Raw genomic sequence first — 25,254 nt, 5'->3', positions numbered from 1 at the left:
CGGCAGTTTGGAGCACTGACCCCACCGAGGGGTCATCCCACTCGTCAGAACAAGGAGCACAGCCATGCCCAGTGAGCGGCTGAACCTCGTAGTGATCACCGGCAGCGTCCGAGAGGGGAGGTTCGGGCCCGTCGTCACGAACTGGTTCGTCGAACAGGCCGAGCAGCACGGCCAGTTCGCAGTGAAGCTCATCGACCTGGCGAGCTTCGATCTCCCGCTCGAACTGCCATCCGTGCCACCGGCGTTGCAGCCCGACCTGCCCCGTCCCGCCGGGATGACCGAGCTGACCCGGCGGCTCAGGTCGGCCGACGCGATCGTGATCGTGACCCCCGACTACAACCGCAGCTTCCCGGCCTCGTTGAAGGCCGCCATCGACTGGCACTACACGGAGTGGCGCGCCAAGCCGATCGGCTTCGTCGGCTACAGCGGAGCCAGCGGTGGCCTCCTCGCGATCGAGCAACTGCGCCAGGTCTTCAACGAGTTGCAGGCTCACACTGTCCGCGACTACGTCTCGTTCCCCCGCTACTACGAGCTCTTCACGCCCGAGGGCACCCTCCACGCCCCTGAGGGCCCGGCCGGCGCCGCCAAGATCATGCTCGACCAGATGCTCTGGTGGGGGTCCGTCCTCCACGACGCTCGCCGTGACCGACCGTACTCGGCGGCCTGACACCTCATCCGGGACCCCGAGACCGCGCACCCGCCCGCCGCGAGGAGTCCCTCACAGCGGGCGGGAAGTACCGGGGTGCTCGATGCGCGTGGCGAAGGCGGCGATGTCGGCGAGCACGCGTTCGGGCTCTTCCCAGTGGACGACATGGCCGGCGCCCTCGTAGGCGAGGAGGTGCGCTCCGTGGACGGCGTCCAGGATGGTCTGCTGGTCGTCGCGGGGCAGGATGTCGTCCTGGTCACCCCAGATGACGAGAGTGGGCACCAGGATGCCCGCGAGGGTCGCGCGGAGATCGGCTTCCAGCAGACCACGCAGGGTCTCTTTCCAGACGTACGCGGGGAGCTTGAGGCTTTCTTCGACCATGGTCTCGACGAGTCCCCGGGCGACTGGCCGGTTCGCCGTGCGGGCCATGAAGTCCTCGACGAACTCTCGGGGAACCGGATCGGAAAGGCCCTCGACGCTCTCCCGCAGTCCGGTCACGGCGGGCTTGTCGGTGAGCGTGCCGGGCACCCCGATCAGCACCAGCCCCGAGATCCGGTCGGGATGGCTGCCGGCGACCATCCGGGCGGCCACGCCGCCGCTGGAGGCGCCGACGAGGAGGGCGCCGGGGATGTCGACGGCGTCGAGGAAGGCCACAAGATCGGCGGCGTAGTCCCCGGGCGCGTAGCCCTGCGCAGGGCGGTCGGCGTCGCCGTGGCCGCGCTGGGTGGGGGCGTAGCCGTGCAGGGACGGCGGCAGGCGTCTCAGCAGGGGCTCGAAGGACCACCAGGAGTCGGCGAGACCATGCAGGAAGACGACCGGTGTGCCGCTGGGGTAGCCGGCTTCGGCGTACGGGAGAGTGACCCCTTCCCGCACCGAAGCGGACTTCAGGGAGATCACGGTCACGGCACCCTGCCTCCTTCCGCTCGGTCACCCGGGTCCGGGAACCGGGAGCGGAGAGCGAGCGGCGATCACTTCCGACAGTACCGATCGACGGCGCGGCCCGCGCTGTGGCGCGAGCGTCCGCCGACCAGACGACGGGGGGCGCCCTTCAGACCGCCCCGATGAAGCGGGTGAGGCCCGCGACGTACCGCTCCGGATGGGTGACGTGAGGGATGTATCCCGCCCCTTCGATGGCCTGGCCCCGCGCCTGCGGCATAACGGCCGCCAACCGGTCGAGGACCGTCCCCAGCCACCTCGGACTCTCTGTGCCGCCGCTCAGCGCACCGGTGCGGTGCAGCGCGCGAGAACGTTCAGATCGAGCGTCGCCCGGGCGGGGTCGCACTGTTCGTCCAGCCAGATGGGGGCGTTGCGCACGAACGTCTCGCGCGCTGCGGCGAGCAGCCGGTCCCACAGGTCTGGCCCCAGCGCGGCCTTCTCCGCGAACAGCCGCGCGCCCTGCCGGTACTCGCCCTTGCGGAGACGGGCCGGGGCGGCATCGATGGAGGCTTGCGGTGGACTCATCTCCTTGGCCGCCGGAGCATCGGGCATTCGACCCAACGCACGGGAGAGCCGGTCTTCGGGGCCGTGAGCACAGCTCCTCCGTGCACACACGCCACCGGGTCGGGTTAGTGTGTCCGTCGTACCGGACACGGGGTGCCCCATGTGAGGGCTGAGATCACACCCGTCGAACCTGAACCAGTTCGTACTGGCGGAGGGATGTCTCCATGCCACTTGCGCATGTTTCCGGCGGGCTGCCCGCCGACAGCCGGCCGACCGTCTTCGACGGACGGATGCCGGCCGCTCCCGGTGACCTCCGGGTCGAGGGCCATGGCATCGAGCCGGTACCCGAGAGCAATCGGTACGGCGGCGCCGGACGCCTGTTCACGGTGTGGTTCGCCCCGAACCTCACGATGACGGGCGTGTTCACCGGAACCATCGGCATCGCGCTCGGTCTGGACTTCGCCACCGCCCTCGCCGCCGTCGTCCTCGGCACCCTGCTCGGCGCGCTGCCCACCGCATATCTGAGTACCTGGGGCAGCCTCACGGGGACCGGCCAACTCCCCCTCGCTCGGCTGGCCTTCGGCCGTGCGGTGGCGCTGCCCGGCATCCTGCAGTGGTTGTCCTCGGTCGCCTGGGACGCCTTGATCGGGCTCTTCGGAGGGGACGCGCTGGCCCGGTTGTGCGGCTGGCCGTTCTGGCTCGGGGTGCTGGTCATGATGCTTGCTCAGGGAGCGCTCGGGGTCCTGGGCTACGAGGCCATCCACCGCCTGCAGATCGCCATGACCTTTGTGCTCGCCCTCGCCTTCGCGGTGATCGCCTGGCGGATGCTCGACGGCGTCCACCCCGCCGCGACCGGCCCGGCGGCGGGCGCCGACCGCGCGGGCGCGTTCGTGCTGACCAGCACCATCGCGCTCAGTCTCGCCCTGTCCTGGGCCCCGTACGCCAGCGACTTCAGCCGCTATCTGCCGCACACCACTTCCCGCGCCCGCATGTTCTGGTGCACCCTGCTGGGCCTCGTCGTGTCCTTCGTGGCCGTCCAGGCTCTGGGGCTGTGGGGTGCGTCCGTGCTGACCGATCAAACGGCCGCGGGCGTGGACGAGTTGCTGGGCGGCGGGGCAGCGGGCGCGTTCGGGCTGCTGGCGGTGGCGCTGGCGGCGGTGTGCAGCAACGCGATGAACGACTACAGCGGTTCCCTGGCGCTGCAGACCGTCGGAGTCCGCGTGCCGCGTCCGGTGGCCGCCGCGCTCGCCGCCGCGCTCGGCTTCCCGCTGGTGCTGTGGATGCACGCCGCCGACACCACCACCCGCTTCCAGAACGTGCTGTTGTTCGTCGGCTACTGGATCCCGGGGTTCGTCGCGATCATCGTGGTGGACTGGATCGCCCGGGCTCGCGCACGGGGCGGCGCCGCGGTCGACCTCACCGTCGAGACCGCCCGGCCACAGCCATGGTGGCCTCCGCTGCTGGCGTTCGTCGCCGCCTTCGCCGCGGCCGTGCCGTTCATGGACACCGGCCTGTACGTGGGGCCGGTCGCCCACGCGCTGCACGGCGCCGATCTCTCCTATTACGTGGCGTTCGTCGTCGCCCTGGCCACGTACGCCCCCCTGCGGCTGCGCCGCCGCGCACAGGCACGGCCCTGCGCCGGCTGACCGAGAGGAACATCTCCCATGCCCCGGCCACCCCTGGTTCTGACGATCGCCGGCTCCGATTCCGGCGGAGGCGCCGGCATCCAGGCCGACCTCAAGACGATGCTGGCGCTCGGCGCCCACGGGATGAGCGTGCTCACCGCGGTGACCGCGCAGAACTCCCTCGGTGTGCAGGGTGCTTGGGCGCTGCCCGTGGAGGCGGTGCGCGCCCAGTACCGCAGTGTCGTCGACGACATCGGCGTCCAGGCCGTGAAGACCGGGATGCTCGCCTCGCCCGATCTGGTCACGACGGTCGCCGAGCTGCTGTCGGACCTGGCCGCTCCCGTCGTCGTCGACCCGGTGAGCGTCTCCAAACACGGAGACCGCCTGCTGGCGGACGACGCGCTGGACGCCGTACGGACCCGCTTGCTGCCGCTGGCGACCGTGGTCACCCCCAATCTCGACGAGGTTGCGGAGCTCACCGGTGTGACGGTGACGGACGAGGGGGGCATGCGCCGGGCCGCCGAGCGGCTGCTCGCCTACGGTCCCCGCTGGGCGCTGGTGAAGGGCGGCCATCTCCCAGGGCAGGCCGTCGACCTGCTCACCGACGGAAGCGCGGAGCACTGGCTGCGCGCTCCGCGCCACAACAACCAGCACACACACGGCACCGGTTGCACCCTCGCGTCGGCCGTCGCGGTGGGCCTGGCGCAGGGCCGCGAGGTGCCGGACGCGGTACGGCGGGCCAAGGAGTACGTCACCGAGGCCATCGCGGCCGGCTTCGCCCTGGGCGCCGGCATCGGGCCCGTCGACCATGGGTGGCAGGACCGATCGCGCTTCTGACTCCAGCGGGGCATCCGGAGAGGCACGGAACACGGGCGGCGGCGGTCGTCGGCCGTTCATCCCTGCGAGACCTGGTTGTCGGAGAACACCGCCATCCTGGCGTCTCCACTCATCTGATCGCCGCAGGTCAGCGCCCTGGCCACACACCGGATCGCTACGAGAGGGCTCTCGGTCCGGTCGGCGCGGGCGGCACCAGCGACGATGACCACGTCGTCGGCAGCGACGGCCCGGTCCAAGCCGACGCCGTCCGACAGGTACCGGCGTCCCCACGCCATCACGCCGCACAACCGGCCGGCGTCCTGAGGGCGCGCCCGTGGCCCGACCGGTGTTACTCAGAGTTCCCGCGTCGTCCACACCGGGCAACCGTCGAAGGCGCTCGAGGCGGCCGGGCCCACTGCCCGAGGAATGACGGACGGACGGCCATGTGTTGGTGGGGAAAGGACGACCAGCACCGGAGCACGACGTGAGCGCTGCCACCATCACCACATCTGTGACCGAAACCCTGCGGGCCTGGCGCCGGGCTGCGCCGGACCCGCTGTGGCTGGTCGGCCCTCTTCTGGCGATCGTCGCCATTCCGGTGGCCGACGTGTTCCTGCCGCCGGACATCCATCTCGCCCACCTGCTGGCCGTCGCCGTGGCGGTCACCGCCGTCGGCGCCGGACCGCGCGCCACCGCCCTGATCGGCGTACTGGCGGTACTCGCACTGGTAGCCGCCGGAGCGGAGCGACAGACCCTGACCACGGAGAGTGTCATCGTCGAACTCTCCGCTCTTGTCGCCGTCTCCGCCTTCCTGATCCTCTTCACCCGCACGCGGGACCGGCGCGAGCTGGAGCTCGCCCGGGCGCGCTCGGTCTCCGACGCAGCGCAGCGCGTCGTACTGCGACCGCTCCCGGAGCGGGCCGGGCCCGTCTCCCTCGCCTCGGAGTACCGCAGCGCCGAAGCAGACACGTGCATCGGCGGTGACCTCTACGCAGCGGCCCGGATCCCCGGCTCCACGCGGCTGCTCATCGGGGACGTCCGGGGCAAGGGCCTCGCCTCGATCAGCGACACGGCGATCGTCCTGGGCGCCTTCCGCGCCGCGGCACACCGTCAGATCCCGCTGCCAGAGCTGGTCGCCTACATCGAGGATGCCGTCCGCTGGGGACTCGCGGAGTTCGCAGAACTGGAGGAGGACGCCGCCGAGCGCTTCGTGACCGCCGCGGTGGTGGACATCCCGGACGACGAGCCGGTGGTGCACGTGATCAGCTGCGGGCACCCGCCGCCCCTCCTGCTGCGCCACGCCACCGCCACGGCGACCGCGCTCGCGGTGCCCGAGCCGTCGCCGCCGCTCGGCCTCGGCGTGTTGCCCGACAGCACCTATGCTCCGGCGACCTTCCCGTTCGACCACGGCGACCGGCTGGTCCTCTACACCGACGGCGTCAGCGAGGCCCGGGACGGGCGGGGTGTCTTCTATCCGCTCGCCGAACGCGCCGTAGCCTGGGCTGACCAGGCGGCCGGTCCGCTGGTCGAAAGGCTTGCCGCCGACGTGCGGGAGTACGCGGGCGGCCGACTGGACGACGACATGGCCATGATCGTCGTCCAACGGGACCGGACACTTTCACAAGCCGTCTGAGCTCAGTCCGCGGGTCGGCTGCCCTGTCCCTGCGTCACAGCAGATCCTCGATCGTGATCGGCATCTTGCGGACGCGTCGGCCGGTCGCGTGCCAGACGGCGTTCGCGATCGCGGCCGCGGCACCGACCTGCCCGACCTCGCCGACGCCCTTGACCCCCAGCGGATTGACGATGTCGTCCTCGACCTCGACGAGCTCGACGTCGACGTCGGGCGCGTCCGCGTTGACGGCGACCAGGTACTCGCCCAGGCTCGCGTTGGCCCAGCGGCCGGTGCGCGGGTGCGTGTAGTTGGCCTCCAGCAGCGCCTGGCCCAGGCCCCAGAGCATGCCGCCCATGAGCTGGCTGCGGGCCAACTTGGGGTTGAGGACCCGGCCGGGAGCGAAAGCGCCGGTCATACGCCGCACCCGGACCAGACCGAATTCGGGATCCACGGCCACCTCGGCGAACTGGGCACCGAACGTCATCATCGCGTACGGGGCGTCGCCGGCCGGCGGACTCCAGGCACCGGACGCCTCGGCGTCCGGCTGGACGTTCCGTTGCAGCAGGTCGACGTAGGAATCGGAGGCAGTCCCGGCCGTCATGACCCCGTCCCGTACGACCACGTCGACCGGGTTCGCGCCGTGCAGCGGGGAGTTGGCGTCCGCGACGGCCCTGGCGATCAGCTGGTTGCGCAGGGCGGTCGCCGCGCTGTGCACCGCGGCGCTGATCATTCCGGCGCCCGCGGAGCCCACCGCGGCCGCGATGTTGGGCAGGTCGGTGTCGCCGTTCTCGAACCGGCAGCGGTCCACCGGCATGCCGAGCCCGTCGGCGGCGACCTGCGTCATGACCGTGGCCACACCCGTGCCGAAGTCGGGGGTGGCGGCCTGGACGAGGGCGGTGCCGTCGGCGTAGAGGCGGGCGCGGGCGCGCTGCGGATTGGCGGGCGGAGCGACCGGGTAGCCCGCACTGGCCATGCCCGTCCCGATCAGCCAGTTCCCCTCCCTGCGCATGCCCGGCCGCGGATCGCGGCCCTCCCAGCCGAAGCGCGCGGCACCACGCCGGTAACACTCCCGCAGCCCGCTGCTGGACCACGGGTGGCCCGACGAGGGGCTCGCGTCCGTGTAGTTGCGCAGCCGCAGCTCGATCGGCTCCACACCGAGTTCCTGGGCCAGCTCGTCCATCGCGCACTCGAGCGCGAGCATGCCGCTCGCCTCCCCGGGCGCCCGCATAAAGGTCGGTGTCATCGTGTTGGCCCGGAAGAGCCGGTACACGCCCTGGTAGTTCGGGCACGCGTAGATCTCCGACGCGACGCCGATCGAGGGCTCGGCCCAGTCGTCGAAGTGCGAGGTGGGGGACAGCTTGTGGTGCCGGATCCCGGTCAGCCGGCCGTCGCGCGTCGCACCGAGGACGATCTCCTGCTCCTGCTCCTCGCGGTGCCCGACCGAGGTGAACATCTGCTCACGGCTCAGCGCGAGTTTGACAGGCCTGCCGACCTCCCGGGCAGCCATCGCGGCCAGTGCCGCATGGTCGTGGATCATGGCTTTCGAGCCGAAACTGCCCCCGACGTAGTGGCCGATGACGCGAATCTTCGACAGTGGGGTCCCGAGCAGGCGCGCGACGGTGAGCTGGGTCGCGTTGACGCCCTGGGTGGAGTCGTACAGCACCAGCTCGTCGCCGTCCCACTCGGCGGTGGTGCACGACGGCTCGATGGGGTTGTGGTTGTTCGCGGCGTACGTGAACGTGGCCTCCACCCGCGCGTCCGCCTCGGCGAGCCCCGCATCGATGTTTCCGCGCTCCACCCGGCCCGGCAGCCAGCCGCCGAAGATGCGCTCGGGTTCGTATGCCTGGTCGCGGCCCTGCTCGAGGGTGGTGACCGGGGGCGTCTCCTCGTAGGAGACGCGCAGCAGGCTCGCCGCGTGCTGTGCCCGCTCCCAGGTGTCGGCGACGACGATCGCGATGTGCTGGCCCGCGTAGTGGACGATGTCGTCCTGCATCGGGAAGAAGGTCTGCCCAGGGGCGGCGGTGCCGGCCAGGGAGGGGACCAGCGGCGGCTGCTCCGCGATCCTCGGCAGGTTCTGGTGGGTCAGGACGGCGAGTACGCCCTCCTCCGCCTGGGCGCTGCTTGCGTCGATCCCGGTGATGCGGCCGCTGGCGACGCGAGAGCCGACGAGGCAGGCGTAGGCCGTGCCGGGGATCGGGATCTCGGCGGAGTAGCGGGCGGTGCCGGTGACCTTGGGGCGGCCGTCGACACGGTCGAGGGGCTGTCCGATTGCCGGTGCGGTCGTCATGCCGGGCTCTCGCTTCCGTCGCCGGTGAGGGTTTCGAGGGCGCGCACGATCGCGCGCTGGGCGAGTTCGACCTTGAAAGCGTTCATGGAGGTCGCCCGGGCGTCGATCAGCTCCACCCGGGCCGCCTGGGCGAAGTTGCTCCGCTGCGCGGCGGCGCCGATCAGGAAGTCCTCGACCCGCCGGGCCCGCCACGGTTTGGTGGCGACACCTCCGAGCGACACCCGCACGTCCGCGATGATGCCGTCCACGACGGACAACGCGGCCGCCACGGAGACGAGCGCGAACTCGTAACTCTCGCGGTCCCGGATCTTCAGATAGAGCGAGTGGCGGGCCACGGGCGCCGCGGGCACCTCGATGGCCGTGATCAGTTCGCCGTGCTCCATCGGGTGCTCGCGGTGCGGGGAGTCGACGGGCAGAAGGAAGAAGTCGTCGAAGGCATACGTGCGTTCGCCGCCGTCGGGGCCCAGTGTGTGCACTTGTGCGTCGAGGGACATCAGCGCCACGGCCGCGTCCGAGGGGTGGGTGGCGATGCAATGCTCGCTGGTGCCAAGGACGGCGTGCCCGCGGCTGAACCCCTCGATGGCAGAGCAACCGGTGCCCGGCTCACGCTTGTTGCACGGGGACTCCGCGTCCCGGTAGTACGAACACCGCACCCGCTGCAGGAGGTTGCCGCCCATGGACGCCATGTGCCGAAGCTGTGCCGAGGCGCCTAGCTCCAGGGCCTGGCTGAGCATCGGGAAGCGCTCGCGCACCACGGGTGCCGCAGCGACCTCGCTCATCCGGGCCAGGGAGCCGATGCGCAGACCTCCCTCCGGGGTGGCCTCGATCTGTGTCAGGGGCAGGTCGTTGATGTCGACGAGCCGCCGCGGATGGAGGACGTTCTGCCGGAGCAGATCGATCTCGGTGGTGCCGCCGGCGAGGAAGTCGCTGGTGGGGTCGGCGCTGACCGCGGCGATCGCCGTCGCGGTGTCGATGGCGCGCGAGTAGGTGATCGGCCGCACGGCAAGGCTCCCTAGGCTCCGTCGCGGACTGCGCGAATCGCGGCCCGGATGTGGGGGTAGGCGGCGCAGCGGCAGATGTTGCCGCTCATCCACTCCTTGATCTCGGCGTCGTCGCCGGCATGGCCCTCCTTCAGCAGCGCGGCGGCCGACATGATCTGACCAGGAGTGCAGTAGCCGCACTGGAAGGCGTCCTCAGCGATGAACGCCTGTTGTACGGCGTGCAGTTCGTCGCCCTCCGCCAGTCCCTCGATGGTGGTCACCTCGCGCCCCTCGCAGGTCATGGCGAGCGTGAGGCAGGACAGCACACGATGGCCGTCCACCCACACGGTGCAGGCACCGCACGTGCCCTGGTCGCAGCCCTTCTTCGCACCGGTCAGGTCCAGGTGCTCGCGCAGCGCGTCGAGCAGGCTGACGCGCGGCTCGATCTCCAGGGAGCGTTCCACGCCGTTGACTGACAAGGTGACCGCGACCGGGCCCGGCCCTCGCTCTTCGAGGACTTGCCCACGCTCGGTGAGGGGAGCCGGACTCTGTGCAGACATGGGCCACCTCCAGAGAGAGACCCCTCAATCGTCATACAGGCACATATGCCCTGCAACCGTAGGATTTCGGCATGAGCGAGAGCGCGCTGGACGCCAGTGAGGCGGTGACCGTGGTCTTCACCTGGGAGGCGAAGCCCGGCAAGGAAGCGGAGTTCGAGCGGTGGGCCCACGGGATCGAGACGGAGGCAGCGGCCTTCGCCGGCCATCGGGGCGTCACCTGGCTGCGACCCGAAGGGGAGGCTGGGCATGGGCGTTACCACGCGGTGGTCCGTTTCGCGGACACCGCGGCCCTGGACCGCTGGATGGCCTCGCCGCAGAGAGCCGCCTGGCAGGAGCGCGTCAGGCCCTTCGGCCGGTCGGTGCGGCCCAAACTGACCACCACCGGCCTGGAGACCTGGTTCAACGTCCCCGGCCTGCCGGGGAGGCCTCCGGCCCGGTGGAAGATGTCGCTGATGACGGTCCTCGCGGTCTATCCGTTCGCCCTGCTGTACGACGGGCTGGTCGCCGAGCACTTCCACAGCTGGCCACTGCCCTGGCGGACGCTGGTCTTCCCGATCTTCCTCGCGCCTCTCCTCACCTACGCGGTCATGCCCCGGCTCAGCAGGGTGCTGCGGCGGTGGCTCTATCCCCAGGCATAGCCGCGGTCGGGCAAGTCCGGAGCTGACTTTGCCGTGCTGGCACCGCCGGTCGCTCACCGGACGCGGCCCCCGATATTTCGCCTGCCGACCAGAGGACAGAGTCTTCGAGCAGCTCAGCGGTCTGCTGCGAAGCCTGGTCCGCCATGGCGAAGGCCGCAGGCGGAGCCGACCGCTGTCGTGCTCCAGGCGTATGCCCGGTCAGCGGATTACCGAGTGAGGTCCAGCCCCCTCAGGACGCCTCCACAGCCGCCTTGATCCGCTGCCCGAACGCGTCCGCATCCTTACGTGCCGCACCCAGCGCGAAGCCTACGAGGAGCTTGCCGATGCCATGGCCTTCGAGGACGTTGAAGATCCTCACGCGGGTCGTGCCCGGACCGGTGGACTCCAGGTCGTAGCCACCCTCGTCCGCCGTCACGATGTTCTTCGAGATTTCCGTCCAGCGGATCCGGTGGGGCGCATCGAACTCGGTGATCCGGAACTTCCGGCCCGTTTTCATGCCGGCGTCCTTGACCGTGCTCGTGAAGACCGTGCCCACCGCCGTGGGACCCTCCGGCGTTTTTGTGATCTCCTGCACCCTGGGGCTGAACTTGGGGTCGTTCGTGCCGTCGGCGAGGAAGGCGAACACCTCCTCGACAGGGCGGTTGATCTCGGCTGTCGCCTCGAACTGACCGGCCACGGTTCCTCCTGTGCTGCGATCGCTGGAGCTCCGACTGAGTGCACGCGCGTGTGCCAAGCGCCCTCAGCCTACGGGCCCGGCCCCAGCAGCGCGTCCTCGCGCTGGAGAAGGCCGAGAGGCGAACCCGCCTCACGCATGCCGTGCCTGGTGCACGGTCCGCGGGAAGCGCGGCAGCCCGGACACGGACCGCGCAGAAGCGGAGCATCGGGCGCAGCTGACACCACCAGAAGCGCCCGCGTGCGCGCTGTTCGACACCAACACCCCTGCGCCGCCCAGCACTTCGTCTACCCGGCGTGACGGCCCCGCCTTGGTGGCCCGCCGCCCTCGCGGGGGCGGGTCAAGCCGAGACACCCGAAGAGCCCTTGCTCAACGTGCTCGTTCAGCGTGCTCAGCCGTGCTCGCCCTGCACTGGGCCGCCGGCATCCGCCACGCGGCATCCATCCCCCCTCACCAGGAGCGATGGGCTCCTCAGGTGGTTGTGTGCGTTCGATCCCAGTGCGGTCGCCGTCCCCGGGCGGGCCTAGGTCCTGTCGTCAAATTCCCGTCGTCCGCCCGGAGGGCGGGCCCTGCGGCGTCAGGTGCGTGCTCTCGGCGTGCCGGGCACAGGCCCTCGTACTGGATGTACTTGGGTCTGTGCCCGGTGCGGCGAGAGTGCGTGCATGGCGTCGCGGGGCAGACGGGAATTTGACGACAGGGCCTAGCGGCAGACGGTCGGTCTTCGAGGGCGGCAGACGCACTCGCCACGTCTCCGGAACGGTGGCGAGTCGATCAAGTACCGTGCGGCACGAGAGGGAGGAGATTCCTGGTGCAGACCACCCTTGCCGTGCTGTTCGCCCTGATGGCGGCGGGCAGCAACGCCCTGGCCACGGTTCTGCAGCGGTACGCGGCCCGGACGGTGCCCCTGTCCGTGGGGCTGCGGCCGGCCCTCATCGGGGAGCTGCTGCGCAAGCCGGTGTGGCTCGCAGGCTTCGGGGCGGTGATCGTGGCGGCCGCCTTCCAGGCCCTGGCCCTGCTCAACGGCGAGCTCTCCCTCGTCCAGCCGCTGTTCGTCCTGGAACTGCCCTTCGCGCTGTTCATCGGCGGCATGGTGCTGCGCCGGCGGCTGCCACCGCGCGGCTGGGCCGCGGTGGGCAGCGTGGTGGCGGGGCTGGGCATGGGGCTGTGGGCGGCCTCCCCCAGTGCCGGGGTGGACCGGCCGCGTACGGAGGTGTGGGTGATGGCGCTGGCCAGTTGCGTAGCGGCCGTGCTGCTTCTGCTCGCGGTCGCCGTGCGGCGCCCGGAGGGACGGCTGCGCGCCGCCTGTTTCGGTCTGGGGGCGGCCATCTGCTACGCGCTGACCGCGGCGCTGCTGAAGGACGCCACGCAGGCGTGGAACACCGACGGCGCGGCCGCCTTCTTCACCGCCTGGCAGACGTACGGCTTCGCGCTCGTCGGGGTTGCCGCCGTCTTCCTGCTGGAGAATGCGTTGCAGTCGGGGCCCCTGGTGGCCTCTCAGCCGGCGCTGACTTTGGGGGACGCGACGGTGAGCCTCAGTCTGGGTGTCACCCTCTTCGAGGAGGAGTTGCGGGGCGGTTGGTTCGCACTGCCCATGCTGCTGGGCGCGCTTCTCGTCGTGTGCGGCGCGCTGATTCTCGTCCGCGTCCCGCTGATCCACACGCTGGTGGCGCCGGACGCCCCCCGCTGATCACCAGAGTCTTGGCCTCAGACCCGGCCGTCAGGCCGGAAACAGCCGATCCCGTCTCTTCTGCGATGGGTCGGCGTTCAGCGTGATTCCTGCGAGGAACCGCGGGCGTCAGCCCCAGACAACGTGAACGGCCTGCGGCTTGCGAAACACCAGCCCCCTTGTCTCTGGCCTCGGGCGGCCCGGGTCGAGCCGAAGCCCCGGCAGGCGCTCCAACAGCCGCCGAAGGGCAACGCGTGTCTCCAGGCGTGCCAGATGCGCGCCCACGCAGTAGTGCGGACCGTGGGCGAAGGCCAGCTGCAGGCGCGCGTTGCCCCGCCGTATGTCGAACCTGTCCGGATCCATGAAGACCGCCGGGTCACGGTTGGCGCCGGCCAGCGACACGCTGACCAGGTCCCCGGCGGTCACGGTCACCGAGTCGAGGGTGGTGTCCCGGGTGGCGTATCGGTCCACCACCATCGCGCCGGGCTCCAGGCGCAGGGACTCCTCGATGGCGCCGTCGAGCGGATCCGGACCGCCGCCGCGGACCGCGGCCAGCTGCTCGGAGTCGTTGAGCAGCTGGACAAGGAGGTTGGCGATCATCGCCTCCGTCGTCTCCAGGCCCCCGAACAGCAGTACCGCCGCGTTGGACGTCACCTCGGACAGGCTCAGCGCCCCGGCCGCCGATGCCAGCAGCGACGTGCTGTCCGGGCCGCCGACGGTGTGCTCCACCGCCGTCTTCAGCTGTTCGTACGCGGCGGCCCCGTCCGGGCCGGGCGCCTGCCCCGCCGTGATCCGGGTGACGGCGTCCACGATGGCGTCGTACCAGCTCTGTACGGTGCCGGTGGCGGTTCCGGCGAGACCGAGCGCCTCCGCCATGACGGCGACGGCGAGCGGCCCCGCGAAGCCCCTTCGCAATTCCGCCGCCCCCTGCGGGACCAGGGCGTCGATCAGTCGGTCCGCCTCCTTCGCCGTGAACGCCGTGAACCGGCCCAGCACCTCTCGGGGCCGGAAGGGGTCGGTGAACGGCGCCCGGTGCCGGGCATGTTCGGCGCCGTCGAGCGACAGCATGCTCGGGCCGACCACCTGCGCGGTGGAAAAGCGGGGGTCGTCCACGGTGAAGGTCTCCGCGTCCCGCATCACCTGCACCGCCAGGTCGCGCCGGGTGACCAGCCAGCCGCCCAGCTCGGGCAGCCAAGAGACCGGCTCTCGGGCGCGCAGTAGCGCCAGCCGCGGATGCGGGTCACGGCTCAGCTCGGCGAGCGTCGTCGCCGCGCCCAGCGGAAAGGCGGTGACGCGGTGCGTCATCCCAGCCCCCATCCTCAGATCGAAACGTTGGCGGTCAGCCGGTCCTCGGCCTCCACCGCGGAGATGACCTTGCCCCTACCCACCCTGCCCATCTGCTGCACCCGCCCCGCCGTCAAGACGCCGCTCGACGTGGGCATCGGCGTGGTCGACGCGGCGGGCGACGTCCACCGGCGAAGCCGGTCAGCAGGACGTCACCCGAAGGCACCGCGGGGACCGCCGTACGTACGCGACAATGCCGGCCGGACCGAAGGGCAACCGGGACGTGCGGCCGCGCCCGTCCTTCTCGGAAGCTCCCTACGCCCTCTGCTCCGGTGGCAGAGGCAGTCGACCGGCGTGGGCGCACCTCCCCGCTCATGGTCTGCCTCGCTCGGTGGATCTGCACCTCCGAGTCACGAACACGCCCCTTTCACGCGGTTCCCGACCGCCATCCGAGGCTGTTTGGTTCTACTGACAGCGCGCGCAGCTCAGCCGCACGCACCGTCACTAGGTTGCTGTCATGGCGTCCATCTCCCCGTAACCCGTCCTCGACCGCCACCGCCTCCGTGAACCCACCCCCCTCGGCCGCCCGCGCATCGCCTCGGCAATCCCGGGGTTCCCGTCTGCTCGGAGCGCCGTAACCCCCTGACAGCCCTTGAACGCGCCGCAGTCGGCTCGCCTGCGGCAACAGAACGCAGCACGTCTCGTCTGCGGCCAAGTCGTAGGCGCGCCCCCTCCGCGTTCCACGTCGTCGACGTCCACTGGAGGAAGCCGGCGCGCTCACTCACGGACGACGGACTCGCTCGTCGCGACCGCTCCGGCCGTGTCCGCCCCTGTTCGCTCGTGCCCGCCAACGTCCGCTCACGTATCGGGAGGGAATGTGTCAGCACCGGAAGGCTCCTCCGACAGCTCCGCAGAACCCGCTGCCGGACCCGTCGCAGGACCCACCGCCGACGGACAACACTTCACCAGTCTCAGCACGCAGGCGGCGCGTCAGCTCGCCACGACCACCAAGTCCGAACCGCAGATGCAGGCCATCACCTCCCGATGGCTGCTCAAAATGCTCCCGTGGGTGGACGTCAAGGGCGGCACCTACCGGGTCAACCGCCGCCTTCAACTGCGCGTCGGCCGCGGCCGGGTGCAGTTCGAGCAGAACGGCGCCGACGACATCAAGGTCATCCCCGAGACGCTCACCGAGCTGCCGGCCCTGCGCGGCTACTCCGACACCGCTGCCCTGAGGGAGATATCCCAGCGGTTCCGGGTACGGGAGGTACGCGCCGGCCAGGTCCTCTTCGACGCCGGGCAGCCCGTCACGGAGGCCTATCTCGTCGTCCATGGCCGGTTCACCCGCTACACCACCGGCAAGTACGGCGAGCAAGAGGTCATCGGAGTCATCACCGACGGCGACGGAATGGGAGACGAGGCCATCGGCCAGGCCGACCCGCTGTGGTTCAGCTCGGTACGGGCCGAGACGCCAGGAGTGGTGCTGGCGCTCAACTGGGACACCCTGATGCAGTTCGTCGAGCGCACCCCGTCCCTCGCGGCCCAGCTGGACGCCTTCGCGGAGCAGCAGAACAAGCCCATGAACCGCAAGGGCGAGGCCGACGTCCCCGTGCAGGCCGGGCACGTGGGCGAGGCAACCCTCTCCGGCGGCTTCGTCGACTACGACCTGGTGCCGCGCGAGTACGAGCTCTCTCTCACCCAGACCGTGCTGCGGGTCCACACTCGGGTCGCCGACCTCTACAACAACCCGATGGACCAGACCGAACAGCAACTCCGCCTGACCATCCAGGAGATCCGCGAACGCCAGGAGTGGGAGCTGGTCAACAACCGCGAGTTCGGGCTGCTGCACAACGTGGACTACAGCCAGCGCATCAGCACCTTCTCCGGTCCCCCCACACCGGACGACCTCGACGAACTGCTGTCGATGCGCCGCAAGACCCAGCTGTTCCTGGCTCATCCGAAGGTGATCGCGGCCTTCTTCCGGCAGTGCAACCGGCGCGGCCTCGTGCCCGGCACCGTGAACGTCGAGGGGCACGAAGTGCCCGCCTGGCGTGGCGTTCCGGTCTTTCCCTGCGGCAAGATCCCGATCAGTCCGCAGCACACCAGCAGCATCATCGCGCTGCGCACCGGAGAGAAGGACCAAGGAGCGGTAGGCCTCCACCAGACCGGTATCCCCGAGGAGTACGAGCCTGGTCTGAACGTACGGTTCATGGGCATCGACACCACAGCGATCATGAACTACCTGGTCACCGCCTACTACTCGATGGCCATCCTCGTGCCCGACGCCGCGGGGATCCTGGAGAACGTACAGGTCGGGTGGATCCCGGAATGAACGCACCGTCGACATCCGATTCGTCCGTGACGTCCTATGGATCGCGGCTGCCCGGCCCGCCGAGCCTGGCCCGTAGGGCGCGGGCCCGGCGAGGCGGTTCCATACCCGGGCTGCGGCACCGGCCCGCCGTCCCCGCCGACCCCGCGAAGGCCGCCGAGGTCGACCGCAGGCTGGAGTCCTGGGCCCGTCGCCTCGATCTGTTCCCGCCCGCGTGGACTGAGGACTTCTCGAGGTCCCAGTTCGGGCGAGCCGTCGTGCTCGCGCATCCGGGCGCCGCCGACCTCGAACGCCTTACCTCCGCCGGCAAGTTGCTGGTCGCCGAGCACCTCGTCGACAACTGCTACTGCGAGATGGACGAGGACAGGGGCGGATCACCGCACGGACTGGGCGGCCGGCTGCTCATGGCCCAGTCGGCGCTCGATCCGTACCACGGCACCCCCGAGCTGGAGAACGAGTGGCAACACGGCGTGCGGGCCGACGGGCCGCTGCGCTCGTACCACTTCGCGCTACGGGACTACGCCGTCCTCGCCACGCCCAGCCAGACCGACCGGCTCGTGCACGACCTGGCCCGGCTGCATCTGGGCTATCTCGGCGAGGCCGGCTGGGCCGACATCCGGTACATGCCGCGGGTGTGGGAGTACCTGGTGATGCGCCAGTTCAACAACTTCCGTCCCTGTCTGGCGATCGTCGACGCCGTGGACGGCTACGAGCTGCCCGAGGCGGTCTGCGTACAGCCCGAGATCCAGCGGATCACCGCCCTCGCCGGCAACGCCGCCACCCTCGTCAATGACCTGTACTCCTTCGCCAAGGAACTGGCCGCCGATCCGAACCATCTCAACCTGCCCCAGGTCATCGCCGCGAACGAGCGGTGCGGGCTGAAAGCCGCCTTTCTGAAGGCCGTCGAGATCCACAACCGGATCATGGAGGCGTTCGAGGAGGAATCCGCGGCCCTGTCCGCCACCTCACCGCTGGTCGGGCGCTACGCCGAAGGCCTGGCCGCCTGGGTGGCCGGCAACCACGAGTGGCATGCCACCAACACCCACCGCTACCACCTGCCCGACTACTGGTGATCACCGAGCGCCCATCGACATGCCCATCGCCGACCGCACCACGAGGAGTCACCATTGACCATCATCGACGGCGGCACCACGACAGCACCGGTGCCGACCCAGTCCACGTACCAGAACCGCGTCGCGGACTACTGGAACGCCGAGGAGAACCCGGTCAACCTCGAACTCGGAAAGATCGACGACCTGTACCACCACCACTACGGCGTCGGAGACGTCGACTGGTCCGTGCTCGACGAGGACGACGACACCGGCCCGGACGATGTCGACTCCAGACTCACCCGGCGCCGGGAGCGGATCACCGCCGAGCTGCACCGCCTCGAGCAGGCCCAGGCCGACCTGCTCGCCCGCCACCTCGGCCCCCTCTCCCCCGCCGATCGCGTCTTCGACGCGGGCTGCGGACGCGGCGGCGGCAGCGTGGTGGCCCATCTGCGGTACGGCTGCCACGCCGACGGCGTCACGATCTCCCGGAAACAGGCCGACTTCGCAGGCGAGCAGGCCCGCAGGCGTGGCATCGACGACAAGGTGCGCTACCACCACCGCGACATGCTCGACACCGGCTTTCCCTCCGGCTCGTACGCGGCTTCCTGGAACAACGAGTCCACCATGTACGTGGAGCTGGACCTGCTGTTCGCCGAACACGCCCGGCTGTTGCGCCGCGGCGGACGCTACGTGACGATCACCGGTTGCTACAACAACACCTACGGACGGGCCTCCCGTGAGGTGTCCCTCATCAACGCCCACTACATCTGCGACATCCACCCACGGTCGGAGTACTTCCGCGCCCTGGCCCGCAACCGCCTCGTCCCCGTCCATGTACAGGACCTGACCGCCGACACCATCCCTTACTGGGAGTTGCGCAAGCAGGCCGACCACCTGGTCACAGGCATCGAGGACACCTTCCTGACCGCCTACGGGAACGGCAGCTTCCAGTACTTGCTGATCGCAGCCGACCGCGTCTGACTCCACTGCACGCCGGGGCCGGCGGGTCACACCGCAGGTTGCGATCCGGCGGGTGGGTCGGCGAACACGCCGTGGCGCATGCCGGTGGCCTGGCCGACCTCGATGAGGTAGCCGTCGGGGTCACGCATGTAGCAGCGCAGCTCGGCCTTCCGGTCGAGAGGCTCCGTGAGGAACTCCGCGCCCTTGGCCACGGCGTCGGCGTAGAAGGCGCCGATGTCGGCGACACGGACGTTCAGGAAGCTGGAAACGGTGTCGCTGCTCTCCGGCGGTGCCAGGGTCACGCCGGGCTTGTCCGGGGTGGGTCCGCCTCCTGGGTTCATGATGATCCAGCTGTTGGCCACTTTCACGATGGCCGGGTTCTCCTTCAGCACGACCTCACCGCCGAGGATCTCTGCGTAGAAGCGACTCGATCTCGCCACGTCGCGCACGGTCAGGAAGTGGGTGAGAACAAGCCCTTGGTCAGGTGCGGGCAGATCACCAGGAGTCGTCATCGTCATAACCCTCTCGTGCGGGTGCAGAGCCAGGCCGCGCGCCGGGCCCACCTCTCGTGCCCGGACCGGCTCAGCCAGGGTTCCCGCTTGGTCCGGGAATAAGCAGCTTGATCATGGAATATGCGGCCGGCGTGGCACGCATGGTCGCCGTTTACCCAGGTCAGGAGTGCGTCTCGCCGGTGCCCGACTGCGCCGGTGGCCGTGCAGCCGTTCGAGTTGCCCATGCGGCGCGTGGAGGTGAGCCTGCTTAGAAGGGAATCCGTCCCCGGCAGCGGCCAGGAGCGTGTGCCCCCGGGAGCTTGTGCAGCCGATCGGCCCTTCCCACCGGCCGAGTCTGCCTCCGTCCCGAACACCGATGACGCCGATCCGGAAGGCACAACGGTGACACAGCAGACAACGCACAGGCACGAAGCCTGGCCACAGCTACGGGTGGCCGACTGGGCCGACACAAGAGACACCCTGCACATGTGGACCCAGATCGTCGGCAAAGTGCGCCTGGCGCACGCACCGCTGATAAACCACTGGTGGCAGGTCACGCTGTACGTCAGTCCACGCGGGCTGACCACTTCCGCCATCCCGTACGGGTCCGGAACCTTCGATATCGAGTTCGACTTCGTCGACCACCAGCTGTGCATCCGTACCAGCGACGGTGCCGTCCGCAGAGTGGCCCTGGAGCCCAAGCCAGTGGCCCAGTTCTACGTCGAGACGATGCGCGCCCTGGACGAGGTGGGAATCGAGGCGCGGATCCAGGCCCACCCGAACGAAGTGGAACCGGCGATCCCGTTCGCCGAGGATCAGCGCCACGCCTCCTACGACGCCACCGCGGCCCGCCTCTTCTGGCATCAACTGCTGCAAGCCCATCGCGTCATGAGCGTTTTCCGCTCACGCTTCACCGGCAAGGTAAGCCCGGTGCACTACTTCTGGGGAGCCATGGACCTGGCATGCACGAGGTTCTCCGGCCGCCCCGCCCCACAGCATCCTGGCGGCGCACCCAACTGCGGTGACTGGGTGATGGTGGAAGGCTATTCCCGCGAGCTGAGCAGTTGCGGCTTCTGGCCCGGCGGCGGCGAGGAAGGAGCCTTCTACGCCTATGCCTACCCGGAGCCCGATGGCTTCGCCGAATACCCTGTCACTCCGGCTGATGCCTTCTACAGCAGGGAAAACGGCCAGTTCCTCCTGCCGTACGAGGTCGTTCGCACCGCCGGTGACCCGGATGCCACGCTCATCGCGTTCCTTCAGACCACCTACGAGGCGGCAGCCGAACGCGGACGGTGGGACCGCGCCATGCTCGAGTGCGACCCCCATCGCTTGCAGGGCTTCCAATGACGGCGACTCGCCCGGTGGGCTCCTTGACGGCGGTTGGTCATTGACGCTGACACCCGGCTGATCGTCGTGGTCCGCTCGAAGAGGGTGACGGCCGTGTCAGGGACGGCTCGGCCTGTCTGCCTCTGTTCAGCGGTGACGCTGCACATCCAGGCAGCCGACCTCAGGAGAAGCGCCGTACGGCTCGATCACGGACCGCGTGCCTTTGGCGCTGCCGGACAGACACAGCTGGCCGCCCATCACCCGCAGGTCGAGGGTGAACTCCACGCTCTCATCGGAGCGTTGCGGGCCGTGGATCCGCTCGTCGATGTAGCCGAGGCCGCGCAGGACCTCCCTGACCTGCCGCGGCGTCGGATCGGGCGTGCCCTTGAGGGCCTTCGTGATGCGACGGGCGTGGATACCGGCCTCGCACTTCTCCACGGAGCTCAGTTCCACCTCCTTCTTGGCGGCCTCAGGGTCCCGGGGTTCACTTGTGGGTGGCGGCTCGTCGGGGACGGACAACTCGGGCACGGGTTCGGTGGGCGGCTCCGCCGGATCCGGCTCGTCCGGCAGCTCCGGGGCCGGGACGTCCTTCACACACGGCTCGGCGAGGGATACGAGAAGTTCCATGAACGGGAGGAACTCGGCGCCCTCGGAATCGGCCGGGGAGGGTGCGGGCGAGCCGGCCTCGACCCGGTCGTCGAGTCCCGCCTTCGGGCTCCTGTCGCCCGCTCGTTCTGTGCCGCAGGCGGCGAGGGCTAGCGCGCACAACGCCGCCAGCGCCGCGCCACGCCGGACATGGGAGGGTCGCCGTATGCGACCGATTCGAAAGGTTTCCCTGGAAAGTCGGCTCATGTTCGCAGTGTGGGCGTGAGCAGCGGACCGGGCATGAGTACCGCTACTCAGAGCCAGACCCCGCGTACTCACCCGGAAACTCCTGGCAGGAGCAGGTGCCCATGACGGCACTTCCGCCTCGCGCGGAGCGCTGGTCAACCAGCTCACCCAGACGTACGACTGGCCTGCACCCGCCGCACCGCCGCACCGCCGCATCGCCGCACCGCCGCACCGTCGCAGTAAGCCGTCAACGAGCCTCAGGCGCGTGACACTTCAACGGCTTCAGCGCGGGGTTGGCGACCGACTCGGCCAGCGCCTGCTCGCTGAGGATCGGCGTCTAGTGCCAGTTGCTGATCTTGACGTCGTGCGGCGCGGGCTCGCCCTTGCCCGTTTCGACCAGCTTCTTGAGGCTCAACAGGAAGGTCGCCCACTTGGTGCTGCAGTGGTACATGAACTCCACGGGCTCCTTCCAGCCTTCGTGCCGGAACAACACGATCGTGAAGCCGTCCTCCTGCTTGAGCTCGAAGCGAACCTGCGTGCCGATCCACTCCTCGGGGCCGTCGACGACCTCCCAGACCACGCGCTCGGCCGGCTGAGCCTCCAGGACCTTCATGTCGAACCCGCCGGGCTCGAAGCAGAGCCGGAGCACTCCCCCGACATTGCCGTCACCGTCCGTGTCCTCCGTCCACCAGTTCGCCAGCCCATCGACCGTGGTCAAGGCCGCGTAGACAGCGTCGGGGGACGACGTGACTCCGATCCTGTGCAGGATGTCCACCATCTCGATACCTCTTTCTCGTGCAGGCGCCCGCATGCGGGCGCGGTGCATCAGCGCCGCCTCGGATGTGGCGACGTTCGTCCGTAAGGGGGTCAGCCCTCCTGGCTGCGCTGGATTGCCTCGGCGATCTGCTTGATGCGACGCAGCCGGGCGTCCCAGGTGGCTCCGACCGACGACAGCTGCGCGACCGCGCGGGCGAGTTGGGCCTCGTCCACCTGGTAGAGGCGCTCGCGTCCGGACGGCGTGACGTGGACGAGCCCGACCCGGTCGAGCACGCCAAGGTGTTTGGCGACCGCCTGCCGCGTGACCGGCAGCTGCTCACTCAGCGTGGTCGCGGTCCCGGCGCCACCGGTCAACAGCAGGTCGAGCATCCGCCGCCGGATGGGGTCCCCCACCGCCGACCAGAGCTCGTCGTCGACGGTGACGTTCATCGCGTCGACACCAGCCGAGCGACATACGTGACGAGGCGGGGCAGGAAGTAGTCCCAGCCGGTGACGTGGTCGCGGTACTGCTCCTCGAGCACGGCCGCCTCCCAGCCCTTCTCCCGGAACCCCGACTCGGTGAACCGCAGCAGCGTGCCCGCACCCGAGGGGACCAGCTCGAAGGTCACCAGGAGCGAGTTGGCCGGCGTCGCGGCCTCACCCTCGTCGTACACCCACCGGAAGGAGAACCTCCGGGGCGGGTCGGCCTCCACCACCGTGAGGGGTACGACCTTCGCTTCCCGCGTCGACTTGTCGCCGAACGAGATGACTCCGGTGCCGCCGGGCACCGGCTGCAGTTCCGCCTCGTCCGGCCACCACTCCCGCAGGTGCTCGGGCGTGCTGATGACCTCGTAGACCACCTCGGGCGCGGCTTCGACGTGGATCTCCCGCTCGATGCTGCCGTACTCCATCCCGCCCCTCCATCCTCTCGCAACCTTTGGTTGCACATGACTTTAGGGCACTCCCCCAGCATGCGCAACCATTGGTTGCTCTAAGAATCGACTGATGTCACAGGCGAGGTTGCCGCGCGAGCCGCACATGACACGCCGCAGCTCGACACAGCCGGACGTCCTGGCGAGGCCGCCCTCCCCGTAACGGCTCAGGCTGCCTTCAACGGGTGTGGCCCGCGCGGCGGAGAACGGGGCGCAGGGTCTCGATGACGCTGGGGTCGTCCACTGTGGAGGGGATGGGTTCGTCGTGGCCGTCGGCGATGCCGCGCATCGTCTTGCGCAGGATCTTTCCCGAGCGTGTCTTGGGCAGGGCGGCCACGACCGCGACGTCCTTCAGTGAGGCGACAGCGCCGATGCGCTCACGTACGAGTTGGACGAGTTCGGCCTCGACCTCGTGCGGTTCGCGGCCGGTGCCCGCCTTCAGGACGACGAAGCCCCGCGGCACCTGTCCCTTCAGCGCGTCCGCCACGCCGATGACGGCGCATTCGGCGACGTCGGGATGGGCGGCCAGGGCCTCTTCCATGCTGCCGGTGGACAGGCGGTGTCCGGCGACGTTGATGACGTCGTCGGTGCGGCCCATGACGAAGACGTAGCCCTCTTCGTCGATATGGCCGCCGTCGCCGGTGAGGTAGTAGCCGTCGTAGGCGGAGAGATAGGAGGCGACGTAGCGGTCGTCGTCGTTCCAGAGCGTGGGGAGCGAACCGGGCGGCAGGGGGAGCTTCACGACGATGGCGCCGTCGACGCCCGCGGGCACCGGCTCGCCCGAGGGGTCAAGGACGCGGACGTCCCAGCCGGGCAGCGGACGGGTCGGGGAGCCGGGTTTGACGGGAGCGGCTTCGATACCGACCGGGTTGGCGACGATGGGCCAGCCGGTCTCGGTCTGCCACCAGTGGTCGATCACCGGGATGTTCAGGAGCGCGCTCGCCCAGTGATACGTCTCGGGGTCGAGGCGCTCACCGGCGAGGAAGAGGTAGCGCAGCCGGGAGAGGTCGTAGTCCGCGGTGAGCGACCCCTTCGGGTCTTCTTTGCGGATGGCGCGGAAGGCCGTGGGTGCCGTGAAAATGGTCTTGACCTGGTACTCGTCGGCGACGCGCCAGAACTGGCCCGCGTCCGGGGTGCCGACCGGCTTGCCCTCGTACAGGACCGTCGTCGCGCCGACCAGCAGCGGCCCGTAGACGATGTACGAATGCCCGACGACCCAGCCGACATCGGAACCGGTGAACATCGTCTCGCCCGGGCCCACGTCGTAGACGGCTCCCATCGACCAGTGCAGGGCCACCGCGTAGCCGCCGCAGTCCCGCACAACGCCCTTGGGTTTCCCGGTCGTTCCGGACGTGTAGAGGATGTACAGCGGATCATTCGCCGGGACGGGAACGCAGTCGGCCGGTGGCGCCACAGCGACCGCCTCGGCCCAGTCGAGATCGCCGGGCCCCAACTCGGCCACCGCCTGCGGGCGTTGCAGGATCACACACTTTTCCGGCTTGTGGACGGCGAGCTCGATCGCCCGCTCCAGCATCGGCTTGTACGCGATGACACGCTTGCCCTCGATGCCGCAGGAGGCGGAGACGACCACCTTCGGGGCGGCGTCGTCGATACGGATCGCGAGTTCGTGCGGCGCGAACCCACCGAAGACGACCGAGTGGACCGCGCCGATCCGTGCGCAGGCCAGCATCGCGACCGCGGCCTCGGGAACCATCGGCATGTAGATCACCACCCGGTCACCGCGCCCCACACCAAGCTGCGCGAGCACTCCGGCGAAGGCCGCCACCTCGTCCCTCAGCTGCGCGTAGGTGTAGGTGCGCCGGGTGCCGGTCACAGGCGAGTCGTAGATGAGCGCGGGCTGCTCGCCCCGGCCGGCTTCGATGTGCCGGTCGACCGCGTTGAAGCACACGTTGAGCCGCCCGTCGGGAAACCAGCGGTAGAACGGCGCACCCGAGGAATCCAGGGCGCGAGACGGAGCGACATCCCAGTCGATGGCTTCCGCCGCCGTCAGCCAGAAGCGCTCCGGAGTTTCGACACTGGCACGGAAGACATCCTCGTACGCTCCCATGGGCTCTCCTTCGTCGCATCGCGTGTGCCGCATCGAGGGTCCGGGTTGCTGCGGCGGCGCACGTCGTGGCCGTCTTCGACGAGCCTACTCACATGTCGATCACGTGTCCGGCGAGGCCGTGCACCGCCCCCCTTGGACCCACCTTCGCAGCCGGCTGCTGGGCCCGCTGGGCAAGCCCACTGCCCCGGATCGAACGCAACGTCACAGCGTGATGGCCGTCCTCGAGGAAGTGCCGCCGAGCGACGGCAAGGATGACGGCACGCGTTTCCGGCTGACCCGGCC

The 25,254-nt window shown here is 69.8% G+C and carries 25 protein-coding genes and 1 riboswitch; of the genes, 10 read left to right on the top strand and 15 right to left on the bottom strand.

Annotation, left to right across the window (positions count from 1 at the left end):
• The first annotated feature begins 64 nt into the window (after positions 1 to 64).
• Positions 65 to 667 carry an NADPH-dependent FMN reductase gene (locus IEY95_RS31615; RefSeq protein ID WP_189189587.1) on the top strand — a complete coding sequence of 201 codons (603 nt, stop codon included), beginning with the start codon at positions 65 to 67 and terminating at the stop codon, positions 665 to 667.
• Positions 668 to 718: 51 nt separating this feature from the next.
• On the opposite strand, the gene IEY95_RS31610 is transcribed toward IEY95_RS31615, so the two are convergent.
• Together IEY95_RS31610 and IEY95_RS31605 are read right to left on the bottom strand one after the other, a co-directional pair.
• On the bottom strand, positions 719 to 1,549 hold the full coding sequence (locus IEY95_RS31610) for an alpha/beta fold hydrolase (protein ID WP_189189586.1): 831 nt from the start codon (positions 1,547 to 1,549) through the stop codon (positions 719 to 721).
• Between the two features lie 312 nt (positions 1,550 to 1,861).
• The gene (locus IEY95_RS31605; protein ID WP_189189585.1) at positions 1,862 to 2,107 is read right to left on the bottom strand and encodes a hypothetical protein; all 246 of its coding nucleotides are present in this window, start codon (positions 2,105 to 2,107) and stop codon (positions 1,862 to 1,864) included.
• A 118-nt stretch (positions 2,108 to 2,225) separates the two neighbouring features.
• Positions 2,226 to 2,320, top strand: a riboswitch (TPP riboswitch).
• On the opposite strand from IEY95_RS31605, the gene IEY95_RS31600 reads away from it, so the two are divergent.
• The gene (locus IEY95_RS31600) at positions 2,311 to 3,732 is read left to right on the top strand and encodes a purine-cytosine permease family protein (RefSeq protein ID WP_189189584.1); all 1,422 of its coding nucleotides are present in this window, start codon (positions 2,311 to 2,313) and stop codon (positions 3,730 to 3,732) included. It overlaps the preceding riboswitch by 10 nt.
• 18 nt (positions 3,733 to 3,750) lie before the next feature.
• On the top strand, positions 3,751 to 4,548 hold the full coding sequence (gene thiD, locus IEY95_RS31595) for a bifunctional hydroxymethylpyrimidine kinase/phosphomethylpyrimidine kinase (protein WP_189189583.1): 798 nt from the start codon (positions 3,751 to 3,753) through the stop codon (positions 4,546 to 4,548).
• Positions 4,549 to 4,604: 56 nt separating this feature from the next.
• Here thiD and IEY95_RS31590 read toward each other — a convergent pair whose 3' ends face one another.
• Entirely contained in the window at positions 4,605 to 4,823 is a 219-nt protein-coding gene (locus IEY95_RS31590) for a hypothetical protein (protein ID WP_189189582.1), read from the bottom strand.
• 188 nt (positions 4,824 to 5,011) lie between these two features.
• On the opposite strand from IEY95_RS31590, the gene IEY95_RS31585 reads away from it, so the two are divergent.
• Positions 5,012 to 6,160 carry a PP2C family protein-serine/threonine phosphatase gene (locus IEY95_RS31585; protein WP_189189581.1) on the top strand — a complete coding sequence of 383 codons (1,149 nt, stop codon included), beginning with the start codon at positions 5,012 to 5,014 and terminating at the stop codon, positions 6,158 to 6,160.
• Between the two features lie 34 nt (positions 6,161 to 6,194).
• Here the strand turns inward: IEY95_RS31585 and IEY95_RS31580 are convergent, their stop codons facing one another.
• Genes IEY95_RS31580 through IEY95_RS31570 form a run of 3 tightly spaced genes read right to left on the bottom strand, consistent with a single transcriptional unit; the run spans position 6,195 to position 9,966 of the window.
• Positions 6,195 to 8,426 (bottom strand): xanthine dehydrogenase family protein molybdopterin-binding subunit, encoded by a 2,232-nt coding sequence (locus tag IEY95_RS31580; protein WP_189189580.1) that lies wholly within the window; start codon positions 8,424 to 8,426, stop codon positions 6,195 to 6,197.
• Entirely contained in the window at positions 8,423 to 9,427 is a 1,005-nt protein-coding gene (locus tag IEY95_RS31575; RefSeq protein WP_189189579.1) for an FAD binding domain-containing protein, read from the bottom strand. The genes IEY95_RS31580 and IEY95_RS31575 overlap by 4 nt, the downstream gene beginning before the upstream one ends.
• 11 nt (positions 9,428 to 9,438) lie before the next feature.
• A complete protein-coding gene (locus IEY95_RS31570) occupies positions 9,439 to 9,966 on the bottom strand; it encodes a (2Fe-2S)-binding protein (RefSeq protein ID WP_189189578.1) in 528 nt (175 codons plus the stop codon).
• A gap of 71 nt (positions 9,967 to 10,037) precedes the next feature.
• Here IEY95_RS31570 and IEY95_RS31565 point away from each other — a divergent pair, with 71 nt between their 5' ends.
• Positions 10,038 to 10,604 carry an antibiotic biosynthesis monooxygenase gene (locus IEY95_RS31565; RefSeq protein WP_189189577.1) on the top strand — a complete coding sequence of 189 codons (567 nt, stop codon included), beginning with the start codon at positions 10,038 to 10,040 and terminating at the stop codon, positions 10,602 to 10,604.
• Positions 10,605 to 10,833: 229 nt separating this feature from the next.
• Here IEY95_RS31565 and IEY95_RS31560 read toward each other — a convergent pair whose 3' ends face one another.
• A complete protein-coding gene (locus IEY95_RS31560) occupies positions 10,834 to 11,280 on the bottom strand; it encodes an SRPBCC family protein (RefSeq protein WP_189189576.1) in 447 nt (148 codons plus the stop codon).
• A gap of 805 nt (positions 11,281 to 12,085) precedes the next feature.
• Between IEY95_RS31560 and IEY95_RS31555 the strand changes: the two genes are divergently transcribed.
• Complete coding sequence (locus IEY95_RS31555) at positions 12,086 to 12,964, top strand: DMT family transporter (protein WP_189189575.1); 879 nt, start codon at positions 12,086 to 12,088, stop codon at positions 12,962 to 12,964.
• Positions 12,965 to 13,072: 108 nt separating this feature from the next.
• Here IEY95_RS31555 and IEY95_RS31550 read toward each other — a convergent pair whose 3' ends face one another.
• A complete protein-coding gene (locus IEY95_RS31550; protein WP_189189574.1) occupies positions 13,073 to 14,248 on the bottom strand; it encodes a cytochrome P450 in 1,176 nt (391 codons plus the stop codon).
• A 14-nt stretch (positions 14,249 to 14,262) separates the two neighbouring features.
• Positions 14,263 to 14,385 (bottom strand): hypothetical protein, encoded by a 123-nt coding sequence (locus tag IEY95_RS50230; protein ID WP_268240527.1) that lies wholly within the window; start codon positions 14,383 to 14,385, stop codon positions 14,263 to 14,265.
• A gap of 719 nt (positions 14,386 to 15,104) precedes the next feature.
• Between IEY95_RS50230 and IEY95_RS31545 the strand changes: the two genes are divergently transcribed.
• The 3 genes from IEY95_RS31545 to IEY95_RS31535 are packed head-to-tail and all read left to right on the top strand — an operon-like array spanning position 15,105 to position 18,589.
• Complete coding sequence (locus IEY95_RS31545; protein WP_189189573.1) at positions 15,105 to 16,559, top strand: family 2B encapsulin nanocompartment shell protein; 1,455 nt, start codon at positions 15,105 to 15,107, stop codon at positions 16,557 to 16,559.
• Positions 16,556 to 17,629, top strand: coding sequence for a family 2 encapsulin nanocompartment cargo protein terpene cyclase (locus IEY95_RS31540; RefSeq protein WP_189189572.1), 1,074 nt, complete (start codon positions 16,556 to 16,558; stop codon positions 17,627 to 17,629). The genes IEY95_RS31545 and IEY95_RS31540 overlap by 4 nt, the downstream gene beginning before the upstream one ends.
• Before the next feature lie 54 nt (positions 17,630 to 17,683).
• Positions 17,684 to 18,589, top strand: coding sequence for a geranyl diphosphate 2-C-methyltransferase (locus IEY95_RS31535; RefSeq protein ID WP_189189571.1), 906 nt, complete (start codon positions 17,684 to 17,686; stop codon positions 18,587 to 18,589).
• Between the two features lie 26 nt (positions 18,590 to 18,615).
• Here the strand turns inward: IEY95_RS31535 and IEY95_RS31530 are convergent, their stop codons facing one another.
• On the bottom strand, positions 18,616 to 19,080 hold the full coding sequence (locus tag IEY95_RS31530; RefSeq protein ID WP_189189570.1) for a VOC family protein: 465 nt from the start codon (positions 19,078 to 19,080) through the stop codon (positions 18,616 to 18,618).
• Positions 19,081 to 19,461: 381 nt separating this feature from the next.
• Between IEY95_RS31530 and IEY95_RS31525 the strand changes: the two genes are divergently transcribed.
• Positions 19,462 to 20,406 (top strand): DUF5996 family protein, encoded by a 945-nt coding sequence (locus IEY95_RS31525; protein ID WP_189189732.1) that lies wholly within the window; start codon positions 19,462 to 19,464, stop codon positions 20,404 to 20,406.
• Between the two features lie 126 nt (positions 20,407 to 20,532).
• Here the strand turns inward: IEY95_RS31525 and IEY95_RS49395 are convergent, their stop codons facing one another.
• From IEY95_RS49395 to IEY95_RS31500, 5 genes are all read right to left on the bottom strand, one after another.
• On the bottom strand, positions 20,533 to 21,237 hold the full coding sequence (locus IEY95_RS49395; protein WP_229703493.1) for a hypothetical protein: 705 nt from the start codon (positions 21,235 to 21,237) through the stop codon (positions 20,533 to 20,535).
• A 316-nt stretch (positions 21,238 to 21,553) separates the two neighbouring features.
• A complete protein-coding gene (locus IEY95_RS31515; RefSeq protein ID WP_189189569.1) occupies positions 21,554 to 21,994 on the bottom strand; it encodes an SRPBCC family protein in 441 nt (146 codons plus the stop codon).
• Between the two features lie 89 nt (positions 21,995 to 22,083).
• Positions 22,084 to 22,422 carry an ArsR/SmtB family transcription factor gene (locus tag IEY95_RS31510; protein WP_189189568.1) on the bottom strand — a complete coding sequence of 113 codons (339 nt, stop codon included), beginning with the start codon at positions 22,420 to 22,422 and terminating at the stop codon, positions 22,084 to 22,086.
• Complete coding sequence (locus IEY95_RS31505; protein ID WP_189189567.1) at positions 22,419 to 22,883, bottom strand: SRPBCC family protein; 465 nt, start codon at positions 22,881 to 22,883, stop codon at positions 22,419 to 22,421. The genes IEY95_RS31510 and IEY95_RS31505 overlap by 4 nt, the downstream gene beginning before the upstream one ends.
• Positions 22,884 to 23,082: 199 nt before the next feature.
• Positions 23,083 to 24,972 (bottom strand): propionyl-CoA synthetase, encoded by a 1,890-nt coding sequence (locus IEY95_RS31500; protein ID WP_189189566.1) that lies wholly within the window; start codon positions 24,970 to 24,972, stop codon positions 23,083 to 23,085.
• Positions 24,973 to 25,254: the final 282 nt, after the last annotated feature.

The sequence above is a fragment of the Streptomyces albiflavescens genome, assembly GCF_014645835.1.
GTDB classification, from domain to species: Bacteria; Actinomycetota; Actinomycetes; order Streptomycetales; family Streptomycetaceae; genus Streptomyces; species Streptomyces albiflavescens.
Note: the sequence above shows the minus strand (reverse complement) of the source record. Positions and strands in the feature narration are given on the sequence as shown.